The organism is Streptomyces longhuiensis, assembly GCF_020616555.1.
GTDB classification, from domain to species: domain Bacteria; phylum Actinomycetota; class Actinomycetes; order Streptomycetales; family Streptomycetaceae; genus Streptomyces; species Streptomyces longhuiensis.
On the sequence record NZ_CP085173.1, the window covers coordinates 7,770,408 to 7,794,129 of the forward strand.

Sequence of the window (23,722 nt, forward strand, 5' to 3'; positions counted from 1 at the left end):
GTAGCCCACCGGCCTGCGGGCGCCTGGTGGCCTTTCAGGCGGCCTTGCCGATCAGGTCGGCCGGGAACGCGCCCGCGCCGACCGCGGTGCCCATGAAACCGCCCGCCAGCTCCGTGAGCCGGGCCACGCCCGCCTCGCCCAGGTGCGCGTACGGCTCCCGGTCGAGCCGGTCGGTCTGCGCCTCCAGGTCGCGGCGCAGCGCCACCCCGAGCTCGGTCAACTCGCCCTGCGCGTCGAGCACCTTGCGCTCCCGGAGCCGGTCGGCGGCCGCGTCGAAGTCCTCGCGGGTCCAGCCGCGCGTGGCGAGCAGCCACTTCGGGGCCATGCCCTTGCCGGTCGCCACATGGCTCACCAGCGCCTCGACGGGGTCGAGGTCGGCGGCGAGCAGCGCGGCCAGGTGCCCGTCGCCGCGGTGCTCACGCAGCAGGGTGGCGGCGTGCCAGTACGCGAGGTGCGGCTCCTCGGGCACCGGCAGGTCGGCGTGGCCGGCGTAGAGCGGCCGGGCGTGGCGGGTGCAGGCCTCCGTGGCCCGCAGCGCGAGAGTCGCCGCCTCGGCCATTTCCGGGGAGGTCACGGTCTCGTCGCCGAGGAGCCTGCGCAGCGTCGAGTCGACGGCACGCGCGCGTGCCGCGAGGACCGTCTCCGGGGAGGCCGTCTCCCACACCGCGGGGACGTGTTCGGCGACGAGCTCGTGCTTGAAGTTGTAGAACGTCGCCGTCACGGTGCCGGCGCCGACAGCTCCCATCGCCGCCGCGCGGGCCGCGAAGTACGCAGCGCTGCGGTGGGTGATCCCGATGGCGCCCAGCTCCTTGCCCAGGTCGGGCGAGAAGTAGTGCATCGAGTGGAACGGGTTGAGCATGTTGTGGCAGCGGCGGGCGGCGCGGGGGTCTGAGGCCGGGGAGGTCGTCATGCGAGTACGTTACCGACTGGTTGGTACGGGTGGAACGTGCGGGGCGCGAACCATGCGGCGAAACCATGCGCCGAAGCCTTCGCCGAGCCGCTGACCGGACCCCTCCCACCGCTCCCGGCCCGCGATGGCAGGAAAGGTGGGGTACTCGTCGTTGCGGCCGTCGTGCCGGGCCCGAACACTGGCCGTATGGCCGCCCGCACCGTGCTCATCCCGCTGTTCGACGACGTCCAGAGCCTGGACGTGACCGGCCCGGCAGAGGTCTTCGCCGGCGCCGCCCTCTGCCAAGGGCCGCGCCCCGCCGACACGTACCGCATCCGCACCGCCTCCCTCGACGGCGGTCCCGTCCGCACGTCCAGCGGGCTCACGCTCGTCCCCGACCACGCACTGGCCGACGCGCCCGAGCCGCACACGCTCCTCGTCCCCGGCGGCCGCGGCACGCGCCGCCCGGATCCGCGCCTGACCGCCTGGCTGCGGGAGCACGGCCCGCACGCACAGCGCCTCGTCTCCGTCTGCACGGGCGCCATCCTGCTCGCCGAGGCGGGCCTGCTCGACGGCCGCCGGGTGACCACCCACTGGGCGTACTGCGACCGCCTCGCGCGCGACCACCCCGCCGTCGAGGTCGACCCGGACCCCATCTACGTACGCGACGGGAACGTGGCGACCTCGGCCGGCGTCACCGCGGGCATCGACCTCGCCCTCGCGCTCGTCGAGGAGGACCACGGCCGCGACACCGCGCTGACCGTCGCCCGCCACCTCGTCGTGTTCCTGCGACGCCCGGGAAACCAGGCCCAGTTCAGCGCCCAGCTCTCCGCCCAGACCGCGCGGCGCGAGCCGCTGCGCGAGGTCCAGCACTGGATCACCGAGCACCCCGACGACGACCTCTCCGTCGAGTCGCTCGCCTCCCGAGCCCGCCTCTCGCCACGCCACTTCGCCCGCGCCTTCCAGGCGGAGACCGGCATGACTCCGGGCCGGTACGTCGACCGGGTCCGCCTCGAACAGGCGCGCCGCCTCCTGGAGGACACCTCCGACGGCGTCGAGGAGATATCCCGCGCCTGTGGCTACGGCACCCCCGAAGCGATGCGCCGCGCCTTCGCCAGAACGCTCGGCGCGTCCCCGGCCGAGTACCGCCGCCGTTTCTGCGCAGCCGGCACTCGTACTCCGGGGCGGCGCCCGTCCGAATCCCTCACATCCTGACCGAAAGGCATCCGATGAAGATCGCCATCGTCCTCTTCGACCGCTTCACCGCGCTCGACGCCGTCGGCCCCTACGAGACGCTCGGCAGACTCCCCGACGCGGAGCTCACCTTCGTCGCCGAGCGGACCGGGCCCGTGCGGTCGGACACCGGGCGGCTCGCCCTCACCGCCGACAAGGCACTGTCGGAGCTGACCGACCCGGACATCGTCGTCGTCCCCGGCGGCCCGGGCCAGAGCGCGCAGATGGACAACGAGGTGCTGATCGAGTGGCTGCGCGCCGCCGACACCACCAGCACCTGGACGACCTCCGTGTGCACGGGTTCCCTGCTCCTCGCCGCGGCGGGTCTGCTGGACGGCCGGCGCGCGACGTCGCACTGGCTGGCGCGCGACATGCTCAAGGAGTTCGGCGCCGAGCCGACGGCCGAACGCGTCGTCGTCGACGGCAAGTACGTCACCGCCGCCGGTGTCTCCTCCGGCATCGACATGGGCCTGACCCTCGTCGGCACGATCGCGGGCGACGAGCACGCGCAGGCCGTACAGCTGCTCACCGAGTACGACCCGCAGCCGCCCTACGACGCGGGTTCGCCCGAGAAGGCCCCCGCGCACCTCGTCGAGGAGTTCCGCGCGAAGAGCCGCTTCATCCTGAAGTAGTCCAGGAGACCGGCTTCATCCCGCGGCGGTCCAGGAGGCCCGCTTCACCCTGACGTGGTCCACGTGAAGTGCGGCTTCCTGCGCTCCAGGAACGCGGCGACGCCCTCCGCGGTGTCGCCGCTTCCACGCGCCTGCTCGGCCCAGTGCGCGGCCCGGTCCACGCGCCCGTCGGCGAACTCCTTCGCCGCGGCCTGCGTCAGCTGCGAACGCTCACCGAGGATCCGCGCGAACTCACCGACGCGCTTGTCCAGTTCGTCCCCGGCGAGCACCTCGTCCACGAGTCCCGTCCGCAGGGCACGCTCCGTACCGATCAACTCGCCCGAGAACAACAGGTACTTGGCCGTTGCCGGGCCCACCAGGGAGGCGAGGCGGCGCGTCGAGCCCGCCGGGTAGACGATCCCCAGCTTCGACGGGGTGACTCCGAACAGCGCGTCCTCGGCAGCGAACCGCAGGTCACAGGCCGCCGCCAGCTGGCAGCCGCCGCCCACGCAGTACCCGCGCACCGCGGCCAGCGTCGGCTTGGCGAAGGCCGCGAGCGCCTCCTCGGCCTCGACCGCGAGCTCCTGTGCCCGCGACCCCGAGCCGCCGAGCGTGGAGATGTCGGCGCCCGCGCAGAACGTCCCGCCCGCCCCGGTCAGCACCAGCACCCGCACGGCCGGGTCGGCATCGAGCCGGGCGAGCAGCGGCGGGAGCGAGTGCCACATACCGTCCGTCATGGCGTTCCGTTTGGCGGCGTGGTCGATGACGATGGTGGCGATGCCGTCGGTGACCGAGTGCGTGAGCTGCGGCGGTGTGTGCGACATGCGCCGGATGCTATCCGCAGGGCCCGAACGCGCGATCAACAAGGGGTGGCGGGCGCGGAGGTGCCATGGCGCGTCCGGTCGACGCGTCGTAGGGATCAGGACGGCCGATGACGAGTCCCGACGCGTACAACCTGAATAGCCCTGGAAGAGGAAACTAGAACGGCAGGATCAGTCGCACACCTGACGCTGTCATACGCCAACGGTCAAATTGCGTCGATACTCGCTGACTTCTGGTCAGTCATTCGGTATGGACCAGTGGATTCCCAACACTCGATGCGTGGTGACAATCGAGCGCAAGGGCGGCGACCGGACGATGAGCGACCAGGGGTGGGGGTCCCGCCCGCGTCCTCAAGGCACTGGGGGAGCGCCCCCCGAGCAGGTACCGGTGAGTCCGCTGCCGTACGAGGGGGTCTGGCGCTTCACGGCGCAGGCCGTCGACGCGTCCGTTCCGCAGGCCCGGCACGCCGTACGTGACCTGCTGGTCCGCCAAGGCGTACCCGCCTCCGACGACCTCGTCCAGGGGCTGCTGCTCATCGTCTCCGAGCTGGTCACCAACGCCGTGCGGCACGCGGCCCTGCTCTCGCCCGTCCTCGCGGTGGAGGTCGCCGTCGGCGCCGAGTGGGTGCGCGTCTCCGTGGAGGACGAGCACCCCTACCGCCCGACCGCCCTGGAAGCCACCGACGGGCAGACGGGCGGGCGCGGCCTCCTCCTCGTACGCGAGGTCACCCGCGAGGCGGGCGGGGTGTGCGACGTCGAGCACACGGCGAGCGGGGGCAAGGTGATCTGGGCCGCCCTGCCCCTCAAACCCGCCGGCGTCTGAGCGGCGGACTCACCAGCCGGCGGACGGCCCCGTCAGCTCCCGGATCGCCGGCCGCGCCGCGTCCAGCACGGTCATGAACCATGCCGAGAACGGCCCCTGGGCGTGCCGCGCGGCCAGCTCCTCCGCCGTCACGTACGAGGTCTCGCCCACCTCGGAGGCGTCCGGCCGCAGCGGCGCCTGGACCATCCCCACGAACAGGTGGTTGAACTCCTGCTCCACCAGGCCCGAGTCCGGGTCCGGGTGGTTGTAGCGCACCGTCCCCGCCTCCGCGAGCAGCGAGGGCGAGACGCCCAGCTCCTCGAACGTCCTGCGGGCGGCCGCGGCGAACGGCGCCTCGCCCGGATACGGGTGCCCGCAGCACGTGTTCGACCACACGCCGGGGGAGTGGTACTTGCCGAGCGCGCGCTGCTGGAGCAGCAGCCGGCCCTGTTCGTCGAAGAGGAACACGGAGAACGCTCTGTGCAGCTGTCCGGGCGCCTGATGCGCGGAGAGCTTCTCCGCCGTGCCGATCGTCCTGCCGTCCTCGTCCACGAGTTCCAGCAAGATCGCTTCTCCGGTGCCGTTCGACGAACTGTTCGCCGCGGTGGCAGGTGTGGTCGGCATACCCATCCTTCGCTTCGGTCCTCGAACCCCAAGTCTGCCGTACCGGGCAGACAGTCCTGGCACTTGGCGGCGCCCGCATGTCCCGCCCGGGGGCCGGGCGGGACATGCACAGGGTCAGACGCCGAAAGCGGCCGGGTAGGTGATCGTGCCCTGCGGCACCTGCCAGGAACCGTCCGCCGCGCCCACGACGAGCGCCATCATCGCCTCGTCGGGCACCTCGAACCCTGGTCGGATGCCGTACCCGGAGGCCTGCGTGAAGCCGAACCTCGGGTAGTACTCCGGGTGCCCGAGCACGAGTACGAGCCGCTCCCCACGCGCGCGTGCCGCGTCGAGCACCGCCCTGACGACGGCCGAACCGGCGCCCGTGCGCTGGTGTCGCGGAAGCACCGCGACGGGTGCCAGGGCCGCCGCGGGTACGCCGCCGACCAGGCAGCGGGTGATCAGCGCGTGCGCCGCCACGGTGCCGTCCGGCGCCTCGGCGACGTACGACAAGCCGGGCAGCCACGCGTCGGCGTCCGCCCGCAGGGCGTCCACCAGGTCGGCCTCCGCCTCCGTCGGGAAGGCGGCGGCGTTCACGGCGTACACGGCCGCGGCGTCGGCGGCCGACTCCGGCCGCGTGGGCCACGACGCCGCGGGGCGCAGCGCGTAGCCGGTGTAGCCGTATTCCTGGCCGTGGTCACGCCGCATCGCCAGCTCGGCGCGCGCGCCCGCGACGGCCTCGGCCATGCCGGGTGCCTGCGGGTCCGCGGCGTCGGCGCGCTCGGCCAGCGGGCCGTAGTACTCGTCCCAGTCGGACTCGGGCTGCGGATGGACGCCGAGCACGGAGTATCCGGCGCCGGTGCAGGCGCGGACGTTCCCCTCGGTCGTCCGCAGCGCGTAGTGCGGCTCCCAGAAGGCGCGTGCCTCGGGGGACGGGTCGGTGGCGGTCCACTCGCACTCGGTGAGCACGAGCGAGCCTCCCGGGGCGAGCAGCCGCTTCCACTGCCGCAGCGCGTTGTCGAAGCCGATGGAGTACGCCGAGCTCTCGGCCCAGATCAGGTCGAACGAGGCATCCGGAAAGGGGAGTTCGCCCATGTCGGCGTCGACGGGGTGGATCCGGTCGGCGAGGCCCCGCGCCTTCGCGGCGGCGCGCAGCTCGTCGAGGAACGGCTCGTGGAGGTCGACCGCGGTGACCTCGCCGCCGGTCTCGGCGGCCAGGAGCAGAGCGGAGCGGCCGGGACCGCAGCCGAGGTCGAGCACGCGCGGGCGCTCGGGCAGCGGCCCCACGAGGGAGAGGAGTCGCAGGGTGGTGGAGTCGGAGCCGGGGCCCTGCCGGGGAAGTCCGTGGTGCAGGGCGAAGAAGGCGTCACGTACGACGTTGTCTGTCAACGGTTTGAACCCTTGGGTGTGTGGGCCCCGCCGACGCACACCCCGACAACCCAAAAGGGGAGGGGGAGGGTCAGCCGGTGGCCCGGAAGATGGGGATGCACCTGTCGCTGCGCGGGGCAGCGCTCACCGCGACGACAGTCATCAACCCACCTCCTCAAAGATCCATGGCCAACGTAGCACGCAGCGTGCGCGCCCGCCGCGGGTTCCGAGCGGTCAGTGGCAGAGCTTCGCCTCGTGCTCCGCGTGTCCGACGGGCTCCAGCTGGAACGTGCAGTGCTCGACGTCGAAGTGGACGCCGAGGCAGCCCTGGAGTTCGTGGAGCATCTTCTCGTGCCCGATGGCGTTGAGGGCCTCCGAGCTCACCACGACGTGCGCGGACAGGACGGGCATGCCCGAGGTGATCGTCCAGGCGTGCAGGTCGTGGACGTCCAGGACGCCGGGGAGCCCCGCGATGTGGGCGCGCACCTCCGCCATGTCGACGCCCTTCGGAGCCGCTTCGAGCAGCACGTTCAGCGTCTCCTGCAGCAGCTTCACGGTCCGCGGGACGATCATGAGGCCGATGGCGATCGACGCGATCGGGTCGGCGGCCTGCCAGCCGGTGGCCAGGATGATCGTCGCCGAGACGATCACGGCGACCGAGCCCAGCGCGTCCGCGGCCACCTCGAGGAAGGCGCCGTGCACATTGAGGCTCTCCTTCTGGCCGCGCACCAGGATCGACAGCGAGATCATGTTCGCGACGAGGCCGATCACGCCGAAGACGATCGTGAGCCCGCCCTCGGTCTCGGCGGGTTCCATGAACCGCTGGATCGCCTCGACCAGCACATAGCCGCCGACGCCGAGCAGCAGCAGGCAGTTGGCGAGCGCGGCCAGGATCTCGGCGCGCGCGAAGCCGAAGGTGCGCTGTTCGCTCGCGGGGCGGTTGGCGAAGTGGATGGCGAGCAGCGCCATGCCGAGGCCGAGCGCGTCGGTCGCCATGTGTGCCGCGTCCGCGACCAGGGCGAGCGAGTCCGCGAGGACCCCGCCGACGATCTCGACCACCATCACGGTCAGCGTGATCCCGAGCGCGATGCGCAGCCGGCCCAGATGCGCGGCCGAGGCCGTGCCCGTGGGCGCGTGGCTGTGCCCGTGATCGTGTCCGGCCCCCATGGAAACCGCCCTCCGTCCGTTTCCTCGGCGCACCTCGTCGGCCGCCCCCGCGATCACAGTGAACTACGGGTAGGGGGTATCCGCAAACACTGCACTGAACACCGTTGTCATGTGCCCTGACCTGCGGAAATGGGTGCAGGTCAGGAGGCGCGAGGGTCAGTTGCCGGAGGTCTCCGGGTGCACCAGCCGCCAGCCCGCCCATGCCGACTCGACCATTTCGCGCACCCCGCGACTCGTCGCCCAGCCGAGCTCCTTCGCCGCGAGTTCCGCGGAGGCCACCGCACGCGGGGAGTCGCCCGCGCGGCGCGGCTCGACCACGGCCGCCCGCGGGTCGCCGCTGACCTCGGAGATCAGGTCGACCAGTTCGCGTACGGAGACGCCCTCGCCGGAGCCGATGTTCACCGTCAGATCGCCCGTCGCGCCCGGCTCCGCGAGCCGGCGCGCGGCCGCGAGATGGGCCTCGGCGAGATCGGCGACGTGCAGATAGTCACGTACACACGTGCCGTCCGGCGTCGGGTAGTCGTCGCCGAAGATCCGCGGGGCCTCGCCACGGCTCAGCCGGTCGAAGACCATCGGGATCACGTTGAAGACGCCGGTGTCCGCGAGCTCGGGGGCGGCGGCGCCCGCCACGTTGAAGTAGCGCAGGCACACGGTCGCCATGCCGTGCGCGCGGCCCGCCGCCCGCACCAGCCACTCGCCCGCCAGCTTCGTCTCGCCGTAGGGGCTCATCGGCGCGCAGGGGGTGGACTCGGTGATGAGGTCCGCATCCGGATTGCCGTACACGGCCGCGGACGAGGAGAAGACGAAGCGGCGCACCCCGGCCGCGGCGATCGTGTCCAGGAGTACCGCCAGGCCGCCCACGTTGTCGCGGTAGTAGAGCTCGGGCCGCTCCACGGACTGCCCGACCTGCTTGCGGGCCGCGAGATGCACCACACCGGTCACGGAGTGCTCGGCGCACACCCGCTGCACCAGCTCGGGGTCCAGGGCCGAGCCCGTGACCAGCTCGATGTCCGACGGCAGCCGCTCGGACACCCCGGTCGAGAAGTCGTCGAGGACGACCACGGCCTCACCGGCGGCAGCCATCGCCCGCGCCACATGTGCCCCGATATAACCCGCTCCACCTGTGATCAGCCATGTCATGGTCGACCACCCTAGGCCGTGCTCGTATGTGCCCTCCCGCGACCTGCGGTTTGTGGGGCAGGGCCTTGATCGACAATGATGACGGGGGCGGTCGCGCACACGCAGACCGCTCTTATCGGGCCGTAAACGGGCGGTGAACGTCCGCTTCTCATCATCCGATAGCCTCTGCCGACGTGCCGCCCGGCCGATCTCGGCCCGGGGCGCCCCCACCACGCCTGTGCCCGCTGCGCCGGCGTGCAGGCAATCCAAGGAGTGAGTTCGTCTGTCGACCGCCATCGTCACCGGTCAGCCGGTACCCGGGTCGTCGCTCGAGGGTGAGCTGCGGGCACTCGGCTTCGACGTGCGGCTCGCCCCGGACGCCGCACAGGCAGGGGCGGCGCTCGCCGCGGTCCCGGCAGGACAGCGGGTCGCGCTCGTCGACGCGGGTTTCGTGGGCCACACCCACGCCCTGCGCCTCGGCCTCACCGACCCCCGCTTCGCCGCCTCGGCCGTCCCCGGAGCCGTCTCCGTACAGCCCGCGGCCCGCGAGGCGCTGACCGGCGCCCTGCGTGACACCGCCCAGGGGCCTTCCGCGACGGACTTCGGTACGCGGGCCGACACCCTGGCCGGCGTGCTCGCCGACCGCGTCGCCGAGCGCCTGACCGCGACCGGCACCGACGTGCACCACCCCGAGCTCGGTGAGCTCGTCGCCGCCGTCCCCGCCGACCCGCAGGCCCGCAACGAGGCCCGCCAGGCGGTCGCCGCCGTCGACGACGAGGCGATCCGGCTGCGTACGGCGGTCAAGGCGCGCGACGGTTTCTTCACGACCTACTGCATCAGCCCGTACTCCCGCTACATCGCCCGCTGGTGCGCCCGGCGCGGTCTCACCCCGAACCAGGTGACGACCGCCTCGCTGTTCACCGCGCTGATCGCGGCGGGCTGCGCGGCCACCGGCACCCGCGTCGGCTTCGTCGCCGCGGGCCTGCTGCTCCTCTTCTCCTTCGTCCTGGACTGCACGGACGGGCAGCTCGCCCGCTACTCCCTGCAGTACTCGACGCTCGGCGCCTGGCTCGACGCGACCTTCGACCGCGCCAAGGAGTACGCCTACTACGCGGGCCTCGCGCTCGGCGCGGCCCGCGGCGGCGACGACGTGTGGGCGCTCGCGCTCGGCGCGATGGTCCTGCAGACCTGCCGCCATGTCGTGGACTTCTCCTTCAACGAGGCGAACCACGACGCGACGGCCAACACCAGCCCCACCGCGGCCCTCTCGGACAAGCTCGACAGCGTCGGGTGGACGGTCTGGGTGCGCCGGATGATAGTGCTGCCGATCGGCGAACGCTGGGCCCTGATCGCGGTGCTCACCGCACTGACGACGCCACGCATCACGTTCATCGTCCTGCTGATCGGCTGCGCCCTCGCGGCGACGTACACCACGGCCGGCCGCGTCCTGCGCTCGCTGACCCGCAGGGCCACCCGCACGGACCGGGCCGCGCAGGCCCTCGCGGAGCTCTCCGACAGCGGGCCGCTGAGCGAACTGCTCCAGCGCGCGGTGCGCGGTGTGCCTCGTCACACGGCCCCCGCGATCGCCGCGCTCGGCGCCCTGGTCCTCGTACTCGCCACCGCGCTGTCGGACTACGGCAGCTGGTGGCCCGTCCTCGGCGCCGCCGTCTACGCGCTGACCTCCGCCGCGGCCGTCTCGCGCCCCCTCAAGGGCCCCCTCGACTGGCTCGTCCCGCCCGTCTTCCGCGCCGCCGAATACGGCACGATCCTGCTGATCGCAGCGAAAGCGGACGTAAACGGAGCGTTGCCGGCGGCTTTCGGGCTGGTGGCCGCGGTCGCCTACCATCACTACGACACGGTGTACCGCATCCGCGGTGGCACCGGCGCGCCCCCGCACTGGCTGGTCCGGGCGATCGGCGGGCACGAGGGCAGGACGCTGGTGGTCACCGTGATCGCCGCACTGCTCACCGACACAGATTTCACAGTCGCGCTCACGGTTTGCGCCGTGGCCGTGGCACTGGTGGTGCTCGTCGAGAGCATCCGCTACTGGGTGACCGCCCACAAGCGCGGCGCACCCGCCGTACACGATGAAGGAGAACCCGCATGATCGGCCTCGTGCTGGCTGCCGGCGCCGGACGGCGTCTGCGTCCCTACACCGACACCCTGCCCAAGGCCCTGGTGCCGGTCGGCCCCGAGGGTGACGAGGAGAGCCTCACGGTTCTGGACCTGACCCTCGGCAACTTCGCCGAGATCGGTCTCACCGAGGTCGCGATCATCGTCGGGTACCGCAAGGAGGCCGTCTACGAGCGTCGCGAGGCGCTCGAGCAGAAGTACGGCGTCAAGATCACCCTGATCGACAACGACAAGGCCGAGGAGTGGAACAACGCCTACTCCCTGTGGTGCGGCCGTGACGCGATCAAGCACTCGGTGATCCTCGCCAACGGCGACACCGTGCACCCGGTCTCCGTCGAGAAGACGCTGCTCGCCGCCCGCGGCGACGGCAAGAAGATCATCCTCGCCCTCGACACGGTGAAGTCCCTCGCCGACGAGGAGATGAAGGTAGTCGTCGGCCCCGAGGGCGGCATGACGAAGATCACCAAGCTGATGGACCCGGCCGAGGCGACCGGTGAGTACATCGGCGTCACGCTCATCGAGGGCGAGGCGGCCGACGAGCTCGCCGACGCGCTCAAGACCGTCTTCGAGACGGACCCGCAGCAGTTCTACGAGCACGGCTACCAGGAGCTCGTGAACCGCGGCTTCAGGATCGACGTCGCCCCGATCGGCGAGGTGAAGTGGGTCGAGATCGACAACCACGACGACCTCGCCAAGGGACGTGAGATCGCGTGCCAGTACTGACGAGGCTCATCCCCTCGCCGGTTGTCGTCGACATCCGGGCGGGGGCGATCGACGACCTGGCGACCGTTCTCGCCGACCAGCGGATCTCGTCGTCCACCGGAAGCCTGGCCATCGCGATCAGCGGTGGCTCGGGCGCCGTCCTGCGCAAGCGCCTCGAGCCGCAGCTGCCCCGTGCGGAGTGGTTCGAGGTCGGCGGCGGGACGCTCGACGACGCGATCAAGCTCGCCGAGGCCATCAAGAAGGGCCGCTACGACGCGGTCGTGGGCCTCGGCGGCGGCAAGATCATCGACTGCGCCAAGTTCGCCGCGGCGCGCGTCGGCCTGCCGCTGGTCGCCGTCGCGACGAACCTGTCGCACGACGGCCTGTGCTCGCCGGTCGCGACGCTCGACAACGACGCGGGCCGTGGCTCGTACGGCGTGCCGAACCCGATCGCCGTCGTCATCGACCTCGACATCATCCGTGAGGCCCCGGTCCGCTTCGTGCGGTCCGGTATCGGTGACGCCCTGTCCAACATCTCCGCGATCGCGGACTGGGAGCTGGCCGCGCGCGAGCGCGGCGAGGACATCGACGGCCTGGCCGCCGCCATGGCCCGCCAGGCCGGCGAGGCCGTGCTGCGCCACCCCGGCGGCGTGGGGGACGACTCGTTCCTCCAGGTCCTGGCCGAGGGGCTGGTCCTCACCGGTATCGCGATGTCGGTGTCGGGCGACTCCCGTCCGGCCTCCGGCGCCTGCCACGAGATCAACCACGCCTTCGACCTCCTCTTCCCCAAGCGCGCCGCGAGCCACGGCGAGCAGTGCGGCCTGGGCGCGGCCTTCGCGATGTTCCTGCGGGGAGCGCGCGAGGAGTCGCTGTACATGGTCGAGGTCCTGCGCAGGCACGGTCTGCCCGTGACCCCCGAGGAGATCGGCTTCACCGTGGACGAGTTCGTCCAGGTCGTGGAGTTCGCGCCGCAGACCCGTCCGGGCCGGTACACGATCCTCGAGCACCTCAATCTGTCCACCGACCAGATCAGGGACGCCTACGCCGACTATGCAAAAGCCATCGGTAGCTGAGCTGCGCCCGGTCGTTCACCCTCCGGGTGTGAAGGACCGGCGCAGCGGCGAGCACTGGGGCGGGCGGCTCTACATGCGCGAGATCTCGCTGCGCATAGACCGCCACCTCGTGAACACCAAGGTCAGCCCCAACCAGCTGACCTACCTGATGACCGTGTGCGGCGTCCTCGCGGCGCCCGCGCTGCTGGTCCCGGGTGTCTGGGGCGCCGTCCTCGGCGTCGTCGCGGTCCAGCTGTACCTGCTGCTCGACTGCGTCGACGGCGAGATCGCCCGCTGGCGCAAGCAGTACTCGCTCGCCGGCGTCTGGATGGACCGCGTCGGCGCGTACCTGACCGACGCCGCGGTCCTCGTCGGCTTCGGTCTGCGCGCCGCCGACCTGTGGGGCTCGGGCCGGATCGACTGGCTGTGGGCCTTCCTCGGCACGCTCGCCGCGCTCGGCGCCATCCTGATCAAGGCCGAGACGGACCTGGTCGGCGTGGCCCGCGCGCAGAACGGCAAGGAGCAGGTCAAGGAGTCCGCCTCCGAGATCCGGGCCTCCGGCATGGCGCTCGCCCGCAGGGCGGCGTCGGCGCTCAAGTTCCACCGCCTCATCCTCGGCATCGAGGCGTCGCTGCTGATCCTGGTCCTCGCGATCGTCGACCAGATCCGCGGCGACCTGTTCTTCACACGCCTCGGCGTGGCGGTTCTGGCCGGCATCGCGCTGCTCCAGACCCTGCTGCACCTGGTGTCCATCCTGGCGTCGAGCAGGCTGAAGTGAGTACGCGGATGAAGGTCGGCGCGGTGATCATCACCATGGGCAACCGCCCCGAGGAGCTGCGCGCCCTCCTCGACTCCGTCGCCAAGCAGGACGGCGACCGGGTCGAGGTGGTCGTGGTCGGCAACGGCTCCCCGGTCCCGGACGTCCCTGCCGGTGTCCGCACCGTCGAACTGCCCGAGAACCTCGGTATCCCCGGCGGCCGCAACGTCGGCATCGAGGCTTTCGGGCCCTCGGGCTCCGACGTGGACGTGCTGCTCTTCCTCGACGACGACGGCCTCCTGCCGAACACCGACACCGCTCAGCTGTGCCGCGTGGCCTTCGAGGCCGATCCGAAGCTCGGCATCATCAGCTTCCGGATCGCCGACCCGGAGACCGGTGTCACCCAGCGCCGTCACGTCCCGCGCCTGCGCGCCGCCGACCCGATGCGCTCCTCGCGCGTCACCACGTTCCTCGGCGGCGCCAACGCGGTGCGCACCAGCGTCCTCGCCGAGGTCGGCGGCCTGCCCGACGAGTTCTTCTACGCCCACGAGGAGACCGACCTCGCCTGGCGTGCCCTCGACGCGGGCTGGATGATCGACTACCGCGCGGACATGGTGCTGCACCACCCGACCACGGCTCCCTCCCGGCACGCGGTCTACCACCGCATGGTCGCCAGGAACCGGGTCTGGCTGGCCCGCCGCAATCTGCCCGCGCTCATCGTCCCCGTCTACCTCGGGGTCTGGCTGCTCCTCACGCTCGCCCGCCGCCCCTCCGGACCTGCGCTCAAGGCCTGGTTCGGCGGGTTCAAGGAAGGCTGGACGAGCCCGTGCGGGCCCAGGCGTCCCATGAAGTGGCGTACGGTGTGGCGCCTGACCCGACTGGGCCGACCTCCCATCATCTGACAAGCTCGTGTCTGAGAGCATTCGGCCCGCACCCCGGTCCCAGGCCCGTGCCTACGCCCGACCAGGCTGCGCACTTTGAAGACGAAAGTTTCCACTAGTGAGTGAGACAACGCATGACGGCGGTGTCGCGGTGACCGCGCGTCCGTCGCCCGACGAGGGGCTCGCCCCGGCCGACCTGGCCACCAAGTACGGTCTGACCGTCAGTGGCGCCAGGCCAGGCCTGTTCGAGTACGTCAGCCAGCTGTGGGGGCGGCGTCACTTCATCCTCGCCTTCTCGCAGGCGAAGCTCACCGCCCAGTACAGCCAGGCCAAGCTCGGCCAGCTCTGGCAGGTGGCGACGCCGCTGCTGAACGCGGCCGTGTACTACCTCATCTTCGGCCTCATCCTGCACGCCAGCCGGGGCATGTCGATGGACGTGTACATCCCGTTCCTGGTCACGGGCGTCTTCGTCTTCACCTTCACGCAGAGCTCGGTGATGGCGGGCGTGAGGGCGATCTCGGGCAACCTGGGCCTGGTGCGCGCCCTGCACTTCCCACGGGCCTCGCTGCCGATCTCGTTCGCGCTCCAGCAGCTCCAGCAGCTGCTGTTCTCGATGATCGTCCTGTTCATCGTCGCGATCGGCTTCGGCAGCTACCCGGGTCTGTCCTGGCTGCTGATCATCCCGGTGCTCGCGCTCCAGTTCCTCTTCAACACCGGACTCGCGCTGATCATGGCGAGGCTGGGCTCGAAGACCCCGGACCTGGCGCAGCTGATGCCGTTCGTGATGCGTACGTGGATGTACGCGTCCGGCGTGATGTTCTCCATCCCGATCATGCTGGCCGACAAGCCGGCGTGGGTCGCCGACCTCCTGCAGTGGAACCCGGCCGCCATCTACATGGACCTGATGCGCTTCGCGCTCATCGACGGATACGGCTCCGGGAACCTGCCGCCGCATGTGTGGGCGGTCGCGGCCGGCTGGGCGGTGCTGGTCGCCGTCGGCGGCTTCGTCTACTTCTGGAAGGCAGAGGAGCGGTACGGCCGTGGCTGACGAAGACATCCTGGGCAAGAACGCAGGCAAGGGACACATCCCGACCGTCATCGCGGACGGGCTGCACATCGTGTACCGCGTCAACGGTGCCAAGACGGGCAAGGGGAGCGCCACCTCAGCGCTGAGCCGTATCGTCAAGCGCGGCGAGGAGCGCGGCGTGCGCAAGGTGCACGCCGTCAAGGGCGTCACCTTCACCGCGTACCGCGGCGAGGCGATCGGTCTGATCGGCTCGAACGGGTCCGGCAAGTCGACCCTGCTGCGCGCGATCGCCGGGCTCCTGCCGGCGGAGAAGGGCAAGGTGTTCACCGACGGCCAGCCCTCGCTCCTCGGTGTGAACGCGGCGCTCATGAACGACCTGACGGGCGAGCGGAACGTCATACTCGGCGGGCTCGCGATGGGTATGTCCCGCGAGCAGATCCGGGAGCGCTACCAGGAGATCGTCGACTTCTCGGGCATCAACGAGAAGGGCGACTTCATCACGCTCCCGATGCGCACCTACTCCTCCGGTATGGCGGCGCGGCTGCGCTTCTCCATCGCGGCGGCCAAGGACCACGACGTCCTCATGATCGACGAGGCCCTGGCCACGGGGGACCGCAAGTTCCAGAAGCGCTCCGAGGCCCGCATCCGCGAGCTGCGCAAGGAGGCCGGCACGGTCTTCCTCGTCAGCCACAACAACAAGTCGATCCGCGACACCTGCGACCGCGTGCTCTGGCTGGAGCGTGGCGAGCTGCGTATGGACGGACCGACAGCTGAGGTACTCAAGGAGTACGAGAAGTTCACGGGCAAGTAGCCGGGGCGGCCCTTGGGCAACCCTCTGCACCCGTTTTCGCGTCTCAAGGCCCCGCCGGGATCTCTTCGGCGGGGCCTTGATATGCATGTAGGTGACAATTGATTCCCGCCGAGGGTCAAGTGAAGGTCAACTTCCTTGCGCGCAGGGAATCTTGGGGCCGATCGGTGTGTTGTTGTGACCTAAAGCAAACCCCGCCGGAGTGGGGCCGGTTGTACAACGTAAGCTGTACCGGTGCCGATTCGCGGCAAAGGGGCGATAAAGCGCGACATCCTGACTCGGGGGTTGGTATGCCGCGCATAAGGATGGGCGGCGTGTCCGAAATAGGATGTTTTGGGTCAGCAGTGTAGAACGGGAGATGTGACGGCAATGGCTATGGAAACTCTCCAGCTCCACGATGCTTTCGCCGTCCTGGTACCGGGCAGCGCGTGGTGACGGGATCATCGCGAGCGCCCGCCGGGTCCCCGGCCGGGGCGACCCTCGACAAGGCCTCCGACGAGAACTTTCCGGTGGCCCCCTTCTTCCTGCCCCGGGACTGGCGCGACGACCTCATGGCGGTCTACGGCTTCGCCCGTCTCGTCGACGACATCGGTGACGGCGACCTCGCTCCCGGCGGCGCCGACGCCCGCCTCCTGGGCGTGTCACCCGAACGGGCCGACGGGGACCGGCTGGCTTTGCTCGACGCCCTCGAGGCCGACCTTCACCGGGTGTTCGATTCCACCCCCCGTCACCCCCTCCTGCGCGCCCTGCAGCCCACCGTGCACCGCCGCGACCTCACCCCCGAACCCTTCCTCGGCCTCGTCCAGGCCAACCGCCAGGACCAACTGGTCAAGCGCTACGAGACGTACGACGACCTGCTGGCCTACTGCGAGCTCTCCGCCAACCCGGTCGGCCGCCTCGTCCTCGCGATCACCGGCACCGCGACCCCGGAGCGCGTCCGCCTCTCGGACGCGGTGTGCACCGGGCTGCAGATCGTCGAACACCTTCAGGACGTCGGAGAGGACCTGAGGCAGGGCCGCATCTACCTGCCCGCCGAGGACATGAAACAGTTCCACGTCCAGGAGTCCGACCTCGCCGTACCCACGGCGGGCGCATCGGTGCGCGCCCTGGTCGCGTTCGAGGCCGAACGCGCCCTCGGTCTCCTGAATGAAGGCACCCCCCTCGTGGGTAGCGTCCACGGCAGGCTGAAGCTGCTGCTTGCCGGGTTCGTGGCAGGGGGGAAGGCGGCGGTCGACGCGATCGCCGCCGTTTCGTACGACGTACTTCCTGGACCGCCCAAGCCCACCAAGCTCCGGTTGCTGCGTGAGGTGGGAGCGACTCTGCGAGGAGAGGGGTGAGCCGGACCGTGGAGTCAGACCAGCACGTGTCGGCAGCGGTGCTCGCCGCATACAGCTACTGCGAGACCGTGACCGGACAGCAGGCACGTAACTTCGCCTACGGCATCAGGCTGCTGCCGACGGCCAAGCGGCGCGCCATGTCGGCGGTGTACGCGTTCTCGCGCCGCGTCGACGACATCGGCGACGGCGCGCTGCCGCCGGACGTCAAGGCCGACCGGCTCGACGAGACCCGGGCACTGCTCGCCCGGGTGCGCGACGGCGACGTGGCGGAGGACGACACCGACCCGGTGGGCGTCGCCCTCGCGCATGCCGCGCACCGGTTCCCGATCCCTCTCGGTGGCCTCGACGAACTCATCGACGGGGTCCTGATGGACCTGCGCGGCGAGACGTACGAGACCTGGGACGACCTCAAGGTCTACTGCCGCTGCGTCGCCGGCGCCATCGGCCGGGTCTCGCTCGGCATCTTCGGGACCGAGCCGGGCGCGCGCGGCGCCGAGCGCGCCTCCGAGTACGCGGACACGCTCGGGCTCGCCCTCCAGCTCACCAACATCCTGCGCGACGTGCGGGAGGACGCGGCGGACGGCCGCACCTACCTGCCCGCCGACGACCTCGCCAAGTTCGGCTGCTCGGCCGGCTTCGACGCCCCGACACCGCCGGTGGGGTCGGACTTCGCGGGTCTCGTGCACTTCGAGGTGCGCCGCGCCCGCGCCCTGTTCGCCGAGGGGTACCGGCTCCTTCCGCTGCTCGACCGGCGCAGCGGTGCCTGTGTCGCCGCCATGGCCGGCATCTACCGGCGCCTCCTGGACCGCATCGAGCGCGAGCCCGAGGCCGTCCTGCGCGGCCGCGTCTCGCTCCCCGGACGCGAGAAGGCCTACGTCGCCGTGCGCGGCCTGTCCGGTCTCGACGCCCGCAGCGTCTCCCGGCAGCACCTCAGGAGGCGTGTCTGATGAGCACGTCCGACAGAGCGGTCCGCACCGACGGGAAACGGTGGGCAACCCTCCGCGCCGACGCCGCGTCCATGACTTCAGCGGCCTGCCGTGCGTCTTTCAACCATCGCGCGCACACTGACGGAACGGCTGGAAGGGAGGGCGCATGAGTACCGGGAACATGCGGCCCGACGGGCCGGGCGCGGACACCGCCGAAGGCACCGGACGGCAGACCGCGGTCGTGGTCGGCGGTGGTCTCGCCGGGACCACGGCCGCACTCGCGCTCGCCGACGCGGGCCTCGACGTCACCCTGCTCGAAGGGCGCCCGAGGCTGGGCGGTCTCGCGTTCTCCTTCAAGCGCGGCGACCTCACCGTCGACAACGGCCAGCACGTGTACCTGCGCTGCTGCACCGCCTACCGCTGGTTCCTCGACCGCATCGACGGCACGGCCCTGTCGCCCCTGCAGGAACGTCTCGACGTACCCGTCCTCGACGCCGACAGGAACCGGCTCGGCAGACTGCGCCGCACCGCACTGCCCGTGCCGCTGCACCTCGCCGCGAGCCTCGCCACGTATCCGCATCTCTCGCTCGCCGAGCGCGCCAACGTGGGGCGTGCCGCGCTGGCCCTCAAGGGGCTCGACCTGGGCGATCCTGCCCTGGACGAACGGGACTTCGGCAGCTGGCTGGCCGAACACGGCCAGTCGCGGCGCGCCGTCGAGGCCCTGTGGGACCTGGTGGGCGTCGCCACCCTGAACGCCGTCGCCGGCGAGTCCTCGCTCGGGCTCGCCGCCATGGTGTTCAAGACCGGGCTGCTGTCCGAACCGGGCGCGGCCGACATCGGCTGGGCGCGCGTCCCCCTCGGTGAACTCCACGACACCCTCGCCCGCAAGGCGCTCGATTCCGCGGGCGTACGCACCGAACTCCGTACACGCGTCACCTCCATCTCCCGTACCGAGAACGGACGTTGGAGCGTGGAGGTTCCCGGGGAGCGGATCGCGGCGGACACCGTCGTCCTCGCCGTGCCCCAGCGCGAGACGTACGACCTGCTGCCCGACGGCGCGCTCGACGACGCCGAGCGGCTGCTCGCCATCGGGACCGCGCCGATCCTCAACCTGCACGTGGTCTACGACCGCAAGGTCCTCAAGCGGCCCTTCTTCACCGCGCTGGGCTCGCCGGTGCAGTGGGTCTTCGACCGCACGGAGGCGTCCGGGCTCACCGAGGGGCAGTACCTCGCGGTGTCCCAGTCCGCCGCGCAGGACGAGATCGACGAGCCCGTCGCCGTGCTCCGCGAGCGCTACCTGCCCGAGTTCGAGCGGCTGTTGCCCGCCGCGCGGGGCGCGAAGGTACTCGACTTCTTCGTCACCCGGGAGCGCACGGCGACCTTCGCGCCGGCCCCCGGCGTCGGCGCGCTGCGGCCCACGGCCCGCACCAACGCCCCCGGCCTGTACCTGGCCGGCGCGTGGACCGCCACCGGGTGGCCCGCGACCATGGAAAGCGCGGTACGCAGCGGTGTCAGCGCCGCCGATGCCGCTCTCGCCGCACTCGACCGCCCACGCGGTCATCTGTTCCGGGAGGCGGCATGAAGCTCGATCTCCAGGGGGCGGACCATCCGGCCCCCGGCGACGCAACAAAAGGAGACCCTGTGCCCGCTGTGCCCTCGGCCGAACCGGCTGCCGACGCGGTGGACGTGACCGCGCTGCTCGAGCGCGGCCGGACCCTGGCCACCCCGGTGCTGCGGGCCGCCGTGGACCGCCTCGCACCCCCGATGGACACCGTCGCCGCCTATCACTTCGGCTGGATCGACGCCCAGGGCAACCCGGCCGACGGCGACGGCGGCAAGGCCGTACGCCCCGCGCTCGCCGTGCTGTCCGCCCAGGTCCCCGGCGCGGCACCCGAGGTGGGCGTGCCCGGCGCGGTCGCCGTCGAGCTCGTGCACAACTTCTCGCTCCTGCACGACGACCTGATGGACGGCGACGAACAGCGCCGCCACCGGGACACCGTCTGGAAGGTGCACGGCCCGGCGCAGGCCATCCTCGTCGGCGACGCGCTCTTCGCCCTCGCCAACGAGGTGCTCCTCGAACTCGGCACCGTCGAGGCCGGCCGCGCCACGCGCCGTCTGACCGCCGCCTCGCGCGCCCTGATCGACGGACAAGCGCAGGACATCAGCTACGAGCACCGCGAGCGGGTCACCGTCGAGGAGTGCCTGGAGATGGAGGGCAACAAGACCGGCGCCCTGCTGGCCTGTGCCTCCTCCATCGGCGCCGTGCTCGGCGGCGCCGACGACCGGACGGCGGACCAGCTGGAGAAGTACGGCTACCACCTCGGCCTCGCCTTCCAGGCCGTCGACGACCTGCTCGGCATCTGGGGCGACCCGGAGGCCACCGGCAAGCAGACCTGGAGCGATCTGCGCCAGCGCAAGAAGTCGCTGCCCGTCGTCGCCGCGCTCGCCGCGGGCGGCCCCGCGTCCGAGCGGCTCGGTGAACTCCTCGCCGCCGACGCGAAGAGCAACGACTTCGACACCTTCTCCGAGGAGGAGTTCGCGGCCCGCGCCGCCCTCATCGAGGAGGCCGGCGGCCGCGACTGGACCGCCGAGGAGGCGCGCCGGCAGTACGCCGTCGCCATCGAGGCCCTGGACTCCGTCCAGATGCAGGACCACGTGCGGGCGCAGTTCGTCGCGCTCGCGGACTTCGTCGTCGTACGAAAGAGATGATCACTATCGGCCGTATATGACTCGCAGTCGCCGGCCGGTGTCCATCCAGGGCATCGGCCGACGGCGGACCCAGCAGAGATCGAGCACTGCACGAAGGGGAAGCCATGACAGCGACGACCGACGGAAGCAGCGGAGCGGCAGCTCCCGGCGCGACCTCGGCCACCACTGCCCAATTGACCGACACGAGCCCCGGGGCGGCCGGGACGCACGACGCCGCCACCCTCGCCGTCCAGCGCGCCACGGACTTCCTGCTCGCTCGGCAGGACGCCCAGGGCTGGTGGAAGGGCGACCTCGACACGAACGTCACGATGGACGCCGAGGACCTGCTGCTGCGGCAGTTCCTCGGGATCGGGGACGAGGCGACCACCCGCGCCGCCGGGCTCTTCATCCGCGGTGAACAGCGCGACGACGGCACCTGGGCCACCTTCTTCGGCGGCCCCGGCGAACTCTCCACCACCATCGAGGCGTACGTAGCCCTGCGCCTGGCCGGGGACGCCCCCGACGCGCCGCACATGGCGAAGGCCTCGGCCTGGATCCGGCAGCGGGGCGGCATCGCCGCGAGCCGCGTCTTCACCCGCATCTGGCTGGCCCTGTTCGGCTGGTGGAAGTGGGAAGACCTGCCCGAACTGCCCCCGGAACTCATCTACTTCCCGAAGTGGATGCCGCTCAACATCTACGACTTCGGCTGCTGGGCCCGCCAGACCATCGTGCCGCTCACGGTCGTCTCCGCGAAGCGCCCTGTTCGGCCCGCGCCCTTCCCGCTCGACGAGCTGCACACCGACGCCCGGAACCCCAACCCGGCCAAGCCCCTTGCTCCGGTGGCGAGTTGGGACGGCGTATTCGAGCGGCTCGACAAGGCGATGCACCTGTACCGCAAGGTTGCGCCGCGCAGGCTGCGCAAGGCGGCCATGAACTCGGCCGCCCGCTGGATCATCGAGCGCCAGGAGAACGACGGCTGCTGGGGCGGGATCCAGCCCCCGGCGGTGTACTCCGTCATCGCCCTCCACCTGCTCGGCTACGACCTCGAACACCCCGTGATGAAGGCGGGGTTGGAGTCACTCGACCGGTTCGCCGTGTGGCGCGAGGACGGGGCCCGGATGATCGAGGCCTGTCAGTCGCCCGTGTGGGACACCTGCCTGGCCGTGATCGCCCTCGCTGACGCCGGCCTGCCCGCCGACCACCCCCGGCTGGTCAAGGCCGCCGACTGGATGCTCCGGGAGCAGATCGACCGGCCCGGCGACTGGTCCGTCCGCAGGCCCCAACTCGCCTCCGGCGGCTGGGCGTTCGAGTTCCACAACGACAACTACCCCGACATCGACGACACCGCCGAGGTGGTCCTCGCGCTGCGCCGCGTCCGGCACCCGGACCGCGTGCGCATGGAGAAGGCCATCGAGCGCGGTGTGCGCTGGAACCTCGGTATGCAGTCGAGGAACGGCGCCTGGGCCGCCTTCGACGTCGACAACACCAGCCCGTTCCCGAACAGGCTGCCGTTCTGCGACTTCGGCGAGGTCATCGACCCCCCGTCCGCCGACGTCACCGGGCACGTGGTGGAGATGCTCGCCGTCGAGGGCATGTCGCACGACCCGCGCACCCGGCGCGGAATCGAGTGGCTGCTCGCCGAACAGGAGCCGAACGGCGCCTGGTTCGGCCGCTGGGGCGTCAACTACGTATACGGGACAGGGTCGGTGCTGCCCGCCCTGACCGCCGCCGGGCTGCCCCCCTCGCACCCCGCGGTCAGCCGCGCCGTCGCCTGGCTCGAATCCGTCCAGAACGACGACGGCGGCTGGGGCGAGGACCTGCGCTCCTACCGCTACGAGGACTGGAAGGGCCACGGCGTCTCGACCGCCTCGCAGACCGGCTGGGCGCTGATGGCGCTCCTGTCGGCGGGGGAGCGGGACTCCAAGGCCGTCGAGCGGGGCGCCGCCTGGCTCACCGAGACCCAGCTGGAGGACGGCACCTGGGACGAGCCGTATTTCACCGGTACCGGCTTCCCGTGGGACTTCTCGATCAACTACCACCTCTACCGCCATGTCTTCCCGCTCACGGCACTCGGCCGGTACGTCCATGGGGAGCCGTTCGCCGACCAGGCGTCCCTGCCGGGCAAGGGGAGCTGATGGCCCGATCCCCGGCGGCCCCGCGCCCGCCGGACACCACCCCGCTGCTGGTCGCCTGTGCGCTCGGCATCGAGCACCTCGCCCTGCGCACCGGCGCCCGTACGGGAGCACCGGCCCCCGTGACCGTGCTGCGCACGGGCATGGGCCCCAAGGCGGCCGAACGGTCCGTGGCCAAGGTCCTTGAGGACCCCGCCCTGCAGGACGCGGCGGTCGTCGCGACCGGTTTCTGCGCCGGCCTCGCCCCCGGGATGCACCCGGGCGACCTGGTCGTCGCCGAGGAGACCCGCGACCCGTACGGCTCCACGCCGTGCACCGGCACGGAACTCCTCGTCAAGGAGCTGATCAGGGCGGTACCGGGACGGACCGTGCACACCGGTCCACTCACCGGATCCGACCATGTCGTGCGCGGTCACGAGCGCGGCGACCTGCTCGCCACGGGCGCGATCGCCGTGGACATGGAGTCCGCGACCACGCTGCGCACGGCGGCCGCGCGGGGCCCACGTCCGGTTGCGGCCGTCCGAGTGGTCGTGGACGCTCCAGAACATGAACTCGTCCGTATCAGCACGGTGCGCGGTGGAATATCGGCTTTCCGCGTTCTTCGTGCCGTGCTTCCCGCATTTTTCGAATGGCACCGTTCTTTGCTGCTCCCCCGGAGGTGAGCCA

Annotated in this window: 23 protein-coding genes; 17 read left to right on the top strand and 6 right to left on the bottom strand. The window is 71.3% G+C overall.

Annotated features, from left to right (window positions below; translation table 11 throughout):
• Window positions 1-34: 34 nt before the first annotated feature.
• Complete coding sequence (locus tag LGI35_RS35410) at window positions 35-910, bottom strand: SCO6745 family protein (protein ID WP_227298351.1); 876 nt, start codon at window positions 908-910, stop codon at window positions 35-37.
• Window positions 911-1,096: 186 nt separating this feature from the next.
• Here LGI35_RS35410 and LGI35_RS35415 point away from each other — a divergent pair, with 186 nt between their 5' ends.
• Both LGI35_RS35415 and LGI35_RS35420 read left to right on the top strand, forming a co-directional pair.
• Window positions 1,097-2,104: a GlxA family transcriptional regulator gene (locus LGI35_RS35415; RefSeq protein WP_227298352.1), complete on the top strand. Its 1,008-nt coding sequence runs from the start codon at window positions 1,097-1,099 to the stop codon at window positions 2,102-2,104.
• A gap of 14 nt (window positions 2,105-2,118) precedes the next feature.
• Window positions 2,119-2,754 (top strand): DJ-1/PfpI family protein, encoded by a 636-nt coding sequence (locus LGI35_RS35420; RefSeq protein WP_227298353.1) that lies wholly within the window; start codon window positions 2,119-2,121, stop codon window positions 2,752-2,754.
• Window positions 2,755-2,798: 44 nt separating this feature from the next.
• On the opposite strand, the gene LGI35_RS35425 is transcribed toward LGI35_RS35420, so the two are convergent.
• On the bottom strand, window positions 2,799-3,557 hold the full coding sequence (locus LGI35_RS35425) for an enoyl-CoA hydratase/isomerase family protein (protein WP_227298354.1): 759 nt from the start codon (window positions 3,555-3,557) through the stop codon (window positions 2,799-2,801).
• Between the two features lie 313 nt (window positions 3,558-3,870).
• Here LGI35_RS35425 and LGI35_RS35430 point away from each other — a divergent pair, with 313 nt between their 5' ends.
• Window positions 3,871-4,377: an ATP-binding protein gene (locus tag LGI35_RS35430; RefSeq protein ID WP_227300666.1), complete on the top strand. Its 507-nt coding sequence runs from the start codon at window positions 3,871-3,873 to the stop codon at window positions 4,375-4,377.
• Window positions 4,378-4,386: 9 nt separating this feature from the next.
• On the opposite strand, the gene idi is transcribed toward LGI35_RS35430, so the two are convergent.
• The 4 genes from idi to galE form a co-directional block, all read right to left on the bottom strand.
• On the bottom strand, window positions 4,387-4,980 hold the full coding sequence (gene idi, locus LGI35_RS35435) for an isopentenyl-diphosphate Delta-isomerase (RefSeq protein WP_227298355.1): 594 nt from the start codon (window positions 4,978-4,980) through the stop codon (window positions 4,387-4,389).
• A gap of 114 nt (window positions 4,981-5,094) precedes the next feature.
• A complete protein-coding gene (locus LGI35_RS35440; protein WP_227298356.1) occupies window positions 5,095-6,348 on the bottom strand; it encodes a GNAT family N-acetyltransferase in 1,254 nt (417 codons plus the stop codon).
• A 213-nt stretch (window positions 6,349-6,561) separates the two neighbouring features.
• A complete protein-coding gene (locus LGI35_RS35445; RefSeq protein WP_227298357.1) occupies window positions 6,562-7,494 on the bottom strand; it encodes a cation diffusion facilitator family transporter in 933 nt (310 codons plus the stop codon).
• 156 nt (window positions 7,495-7,650) lie between these two features.
• Window positions 7,651-8,634: a UDP-glucose 4-epimerase GalE gene (gene galE / locus LGI35_RS35450; protein WP_227298358.1), complete on the bottom strand. Its 984-nt coding sequence runs from the start codon at window positions 8,632-8,634 to the stop codon at window positions 7,651-7,653.
• Between the two features lie 262 nt (window positions 8,635-8,896).
• On the opposite strand from galE, the gene LGI35_RS35455 reads away from it, so the two are divergent.
• From LGI35_RS35455 to LGI35_RS35515, 14 genes are all read left to right on the top strand, one after another.
• Window positions 8,897-10,720, top strand: a complete 1,824-nt coding sequence (locus LGI35_RS35455; RefSeq protein WP_227300667.1) for a DUF5941 domain-containing protein — start codon at window positions 8,897-8,899, stop codon at window positions 10,718-10,720.
• Complete coding sequence (locus tag LGI35_RS35460; protein WP_100591690.1) at window positions 10,717-11,469, top strand: phosphocholine cytidylyltransferase family protein; 753 nt, start codon at window positions 10,717-10,719, stop codon at window positions 11,467-11,469. The genes LGI35_RS35455 and LGI35_RS35460 overlap by 4 nt, the downstream gene beginning before the upstream one ends.
• Complete coding sequence (locus LGI35_RS35465; RefSeq protein WP_227298359.1) at window positions 11,457-12,521, top strand: iron-containing alcohol dehydrogenase family protein; 1,065 nt, start codon at window positions 11,457-11,459, stop codon at window positions 12,519-12,521. Before LGI35_RS35460 ends, LGI35_RS35465 begins: the two co-directional genes overlap by 13 nt.
• Window positions 12,499-13,278, top strand: a complete 780-nt coding sequence (locus LGI35_RS35470) for a CDP-alcohol phosphatidyltransferase family protein (protein ID WP_227298360.1) — start codon at window positions 12,499-12,501, stop codon at window positions 13,276-13,278. Before LGI35_RS35465 ends, LGI35_RS35470 begins: the two co-directional genes overlap by 23 nt.
• A gap of 8 nt (window positions 13,279-13,286) precedes the next feature.
• Window positions 13,287-14,159: a glycosyltransferase family 2 protein gene (locus tag LGI35_RS35475; protein ID WP_423835779.1), complete on the top strand. Its 873-nt coding sequence runs from the start codon at window positions 13,287-13,289 to the stop codon at window positions 14,157-14,159.
• A gap of 97 nt (window positions 14,160-14,256) precedes the next feature.
• Window positions 14,257-15,186 (top strand): ABC transporter permease, encoded by a 930-nt coding sequence (locus LGI35_RS35480; protein ID WP_227298362.1) that lies wholly within the window; start codon window positions 14,257-14,259, stop codon window positions 15,184-15,186.
• On the top strand, window positions 15,179-15,976 hold the full coding sequence (locus LGI35_RS35485; protein WP_227298363.1) for an ABC transporter ATP-binding protein: 798 nt from the start codon (window positions 15,179-15,181) through the stop codon (window positions 15,974-15,976). Before LGI35_RS35480 ends, LGI35_RS35485 begins: the two co-directional genes overlap by 8 nt.
• Window positions 15,977-16,404: 428 nt before the next feature.
• The gene (hpnC, locus tag LGI35_RS35490; protein WP_227300668.1) at window positions 16,405-17,310 is read left to right on the top strand and encodes a squalene synthase HpnC; all 906 of its coding nucleotides are present in this window, start codon (window positions 16,405-16,407) and stop codon (window positions 17,308-17,310) included.
• Entirely contained in the window at window positions 17,307-18,257 is a 951-nt protein-coding gene (hpnD, locus tag LGI35_RS35495) for a presqualene diphosphate synthase HpnD (protein ID WP_227298364.1), read from the top strand. Before hpnC ends, hpnD begins: the two co-directional genes overlap by 4 nt.
• Window positions 18,257-18,406, top strand: a complete 150-nt coding sequence (locus LGI35_RS46645; protein ID WP_423835745.1) for a DUF6380 family protein — start codon at window positions 18,257-18,259, stop codon at window positions 18,404-18,406. The genes hpnD and LGI35_RS46645 overlap by 1 nt, the downstream gene beginning before the upstream one ends.
• Window positions 18,403-19,818: a hydroxysqualene dehydroxylase HpnE gene (gene hpnE / locus LGI35_RS35500; protein WP_376223114.1), complete on the top strand. Its 1,416-nt coding sequence runs from the start codon at window positions 18,403-18,405 to the stop codon at window positions 19,816-19,818. Before LGI35_RS46645 ends, hpnE begins: the two co-directional genes overlap by 4 nt.
• Window positions 19,815-20,945: a polyprenyl synthetase family protein gene (locus LGI35_RS35505; protein WP_227298365.1), complete on the top strand. Its 1,131-nt coding sequence runs from the start codon at window positions 19,815-19,817 to the stop codon at window positions 20,943-20,945. Before hpnE ends, LGI35_RS35505 begins: the two co-directional genes overlap by 4 nt.
• Before the next feature lie 104 nt (window positions 20,946-21,049).
• Complete coding sequence (gene shc / locus LGI35_RS35510; protein ID WP_227298366.1) at window positions 21,050-23,059, top strand: squalene--hopene cyclase; 2,010 nt, start codon at window positions 21,050-21,052, stop codon at window positions 23,057-23,059.
• Window positions 23,059-23,718, top strand: coding sequence for a phosphorylase family protein (locus LGI35_RS35515; protein ID WP_227298367.1), 660 nt, complete (start codon window positions 23,059-23,061; stop codon window positions 23,716-23,718). Before shc ends, LGI35_RS35515 begins: the two co-directional genes overlap by 1 nt.
• Window positions 23,719-23,722: the final 4 nt, after the last annotated feature.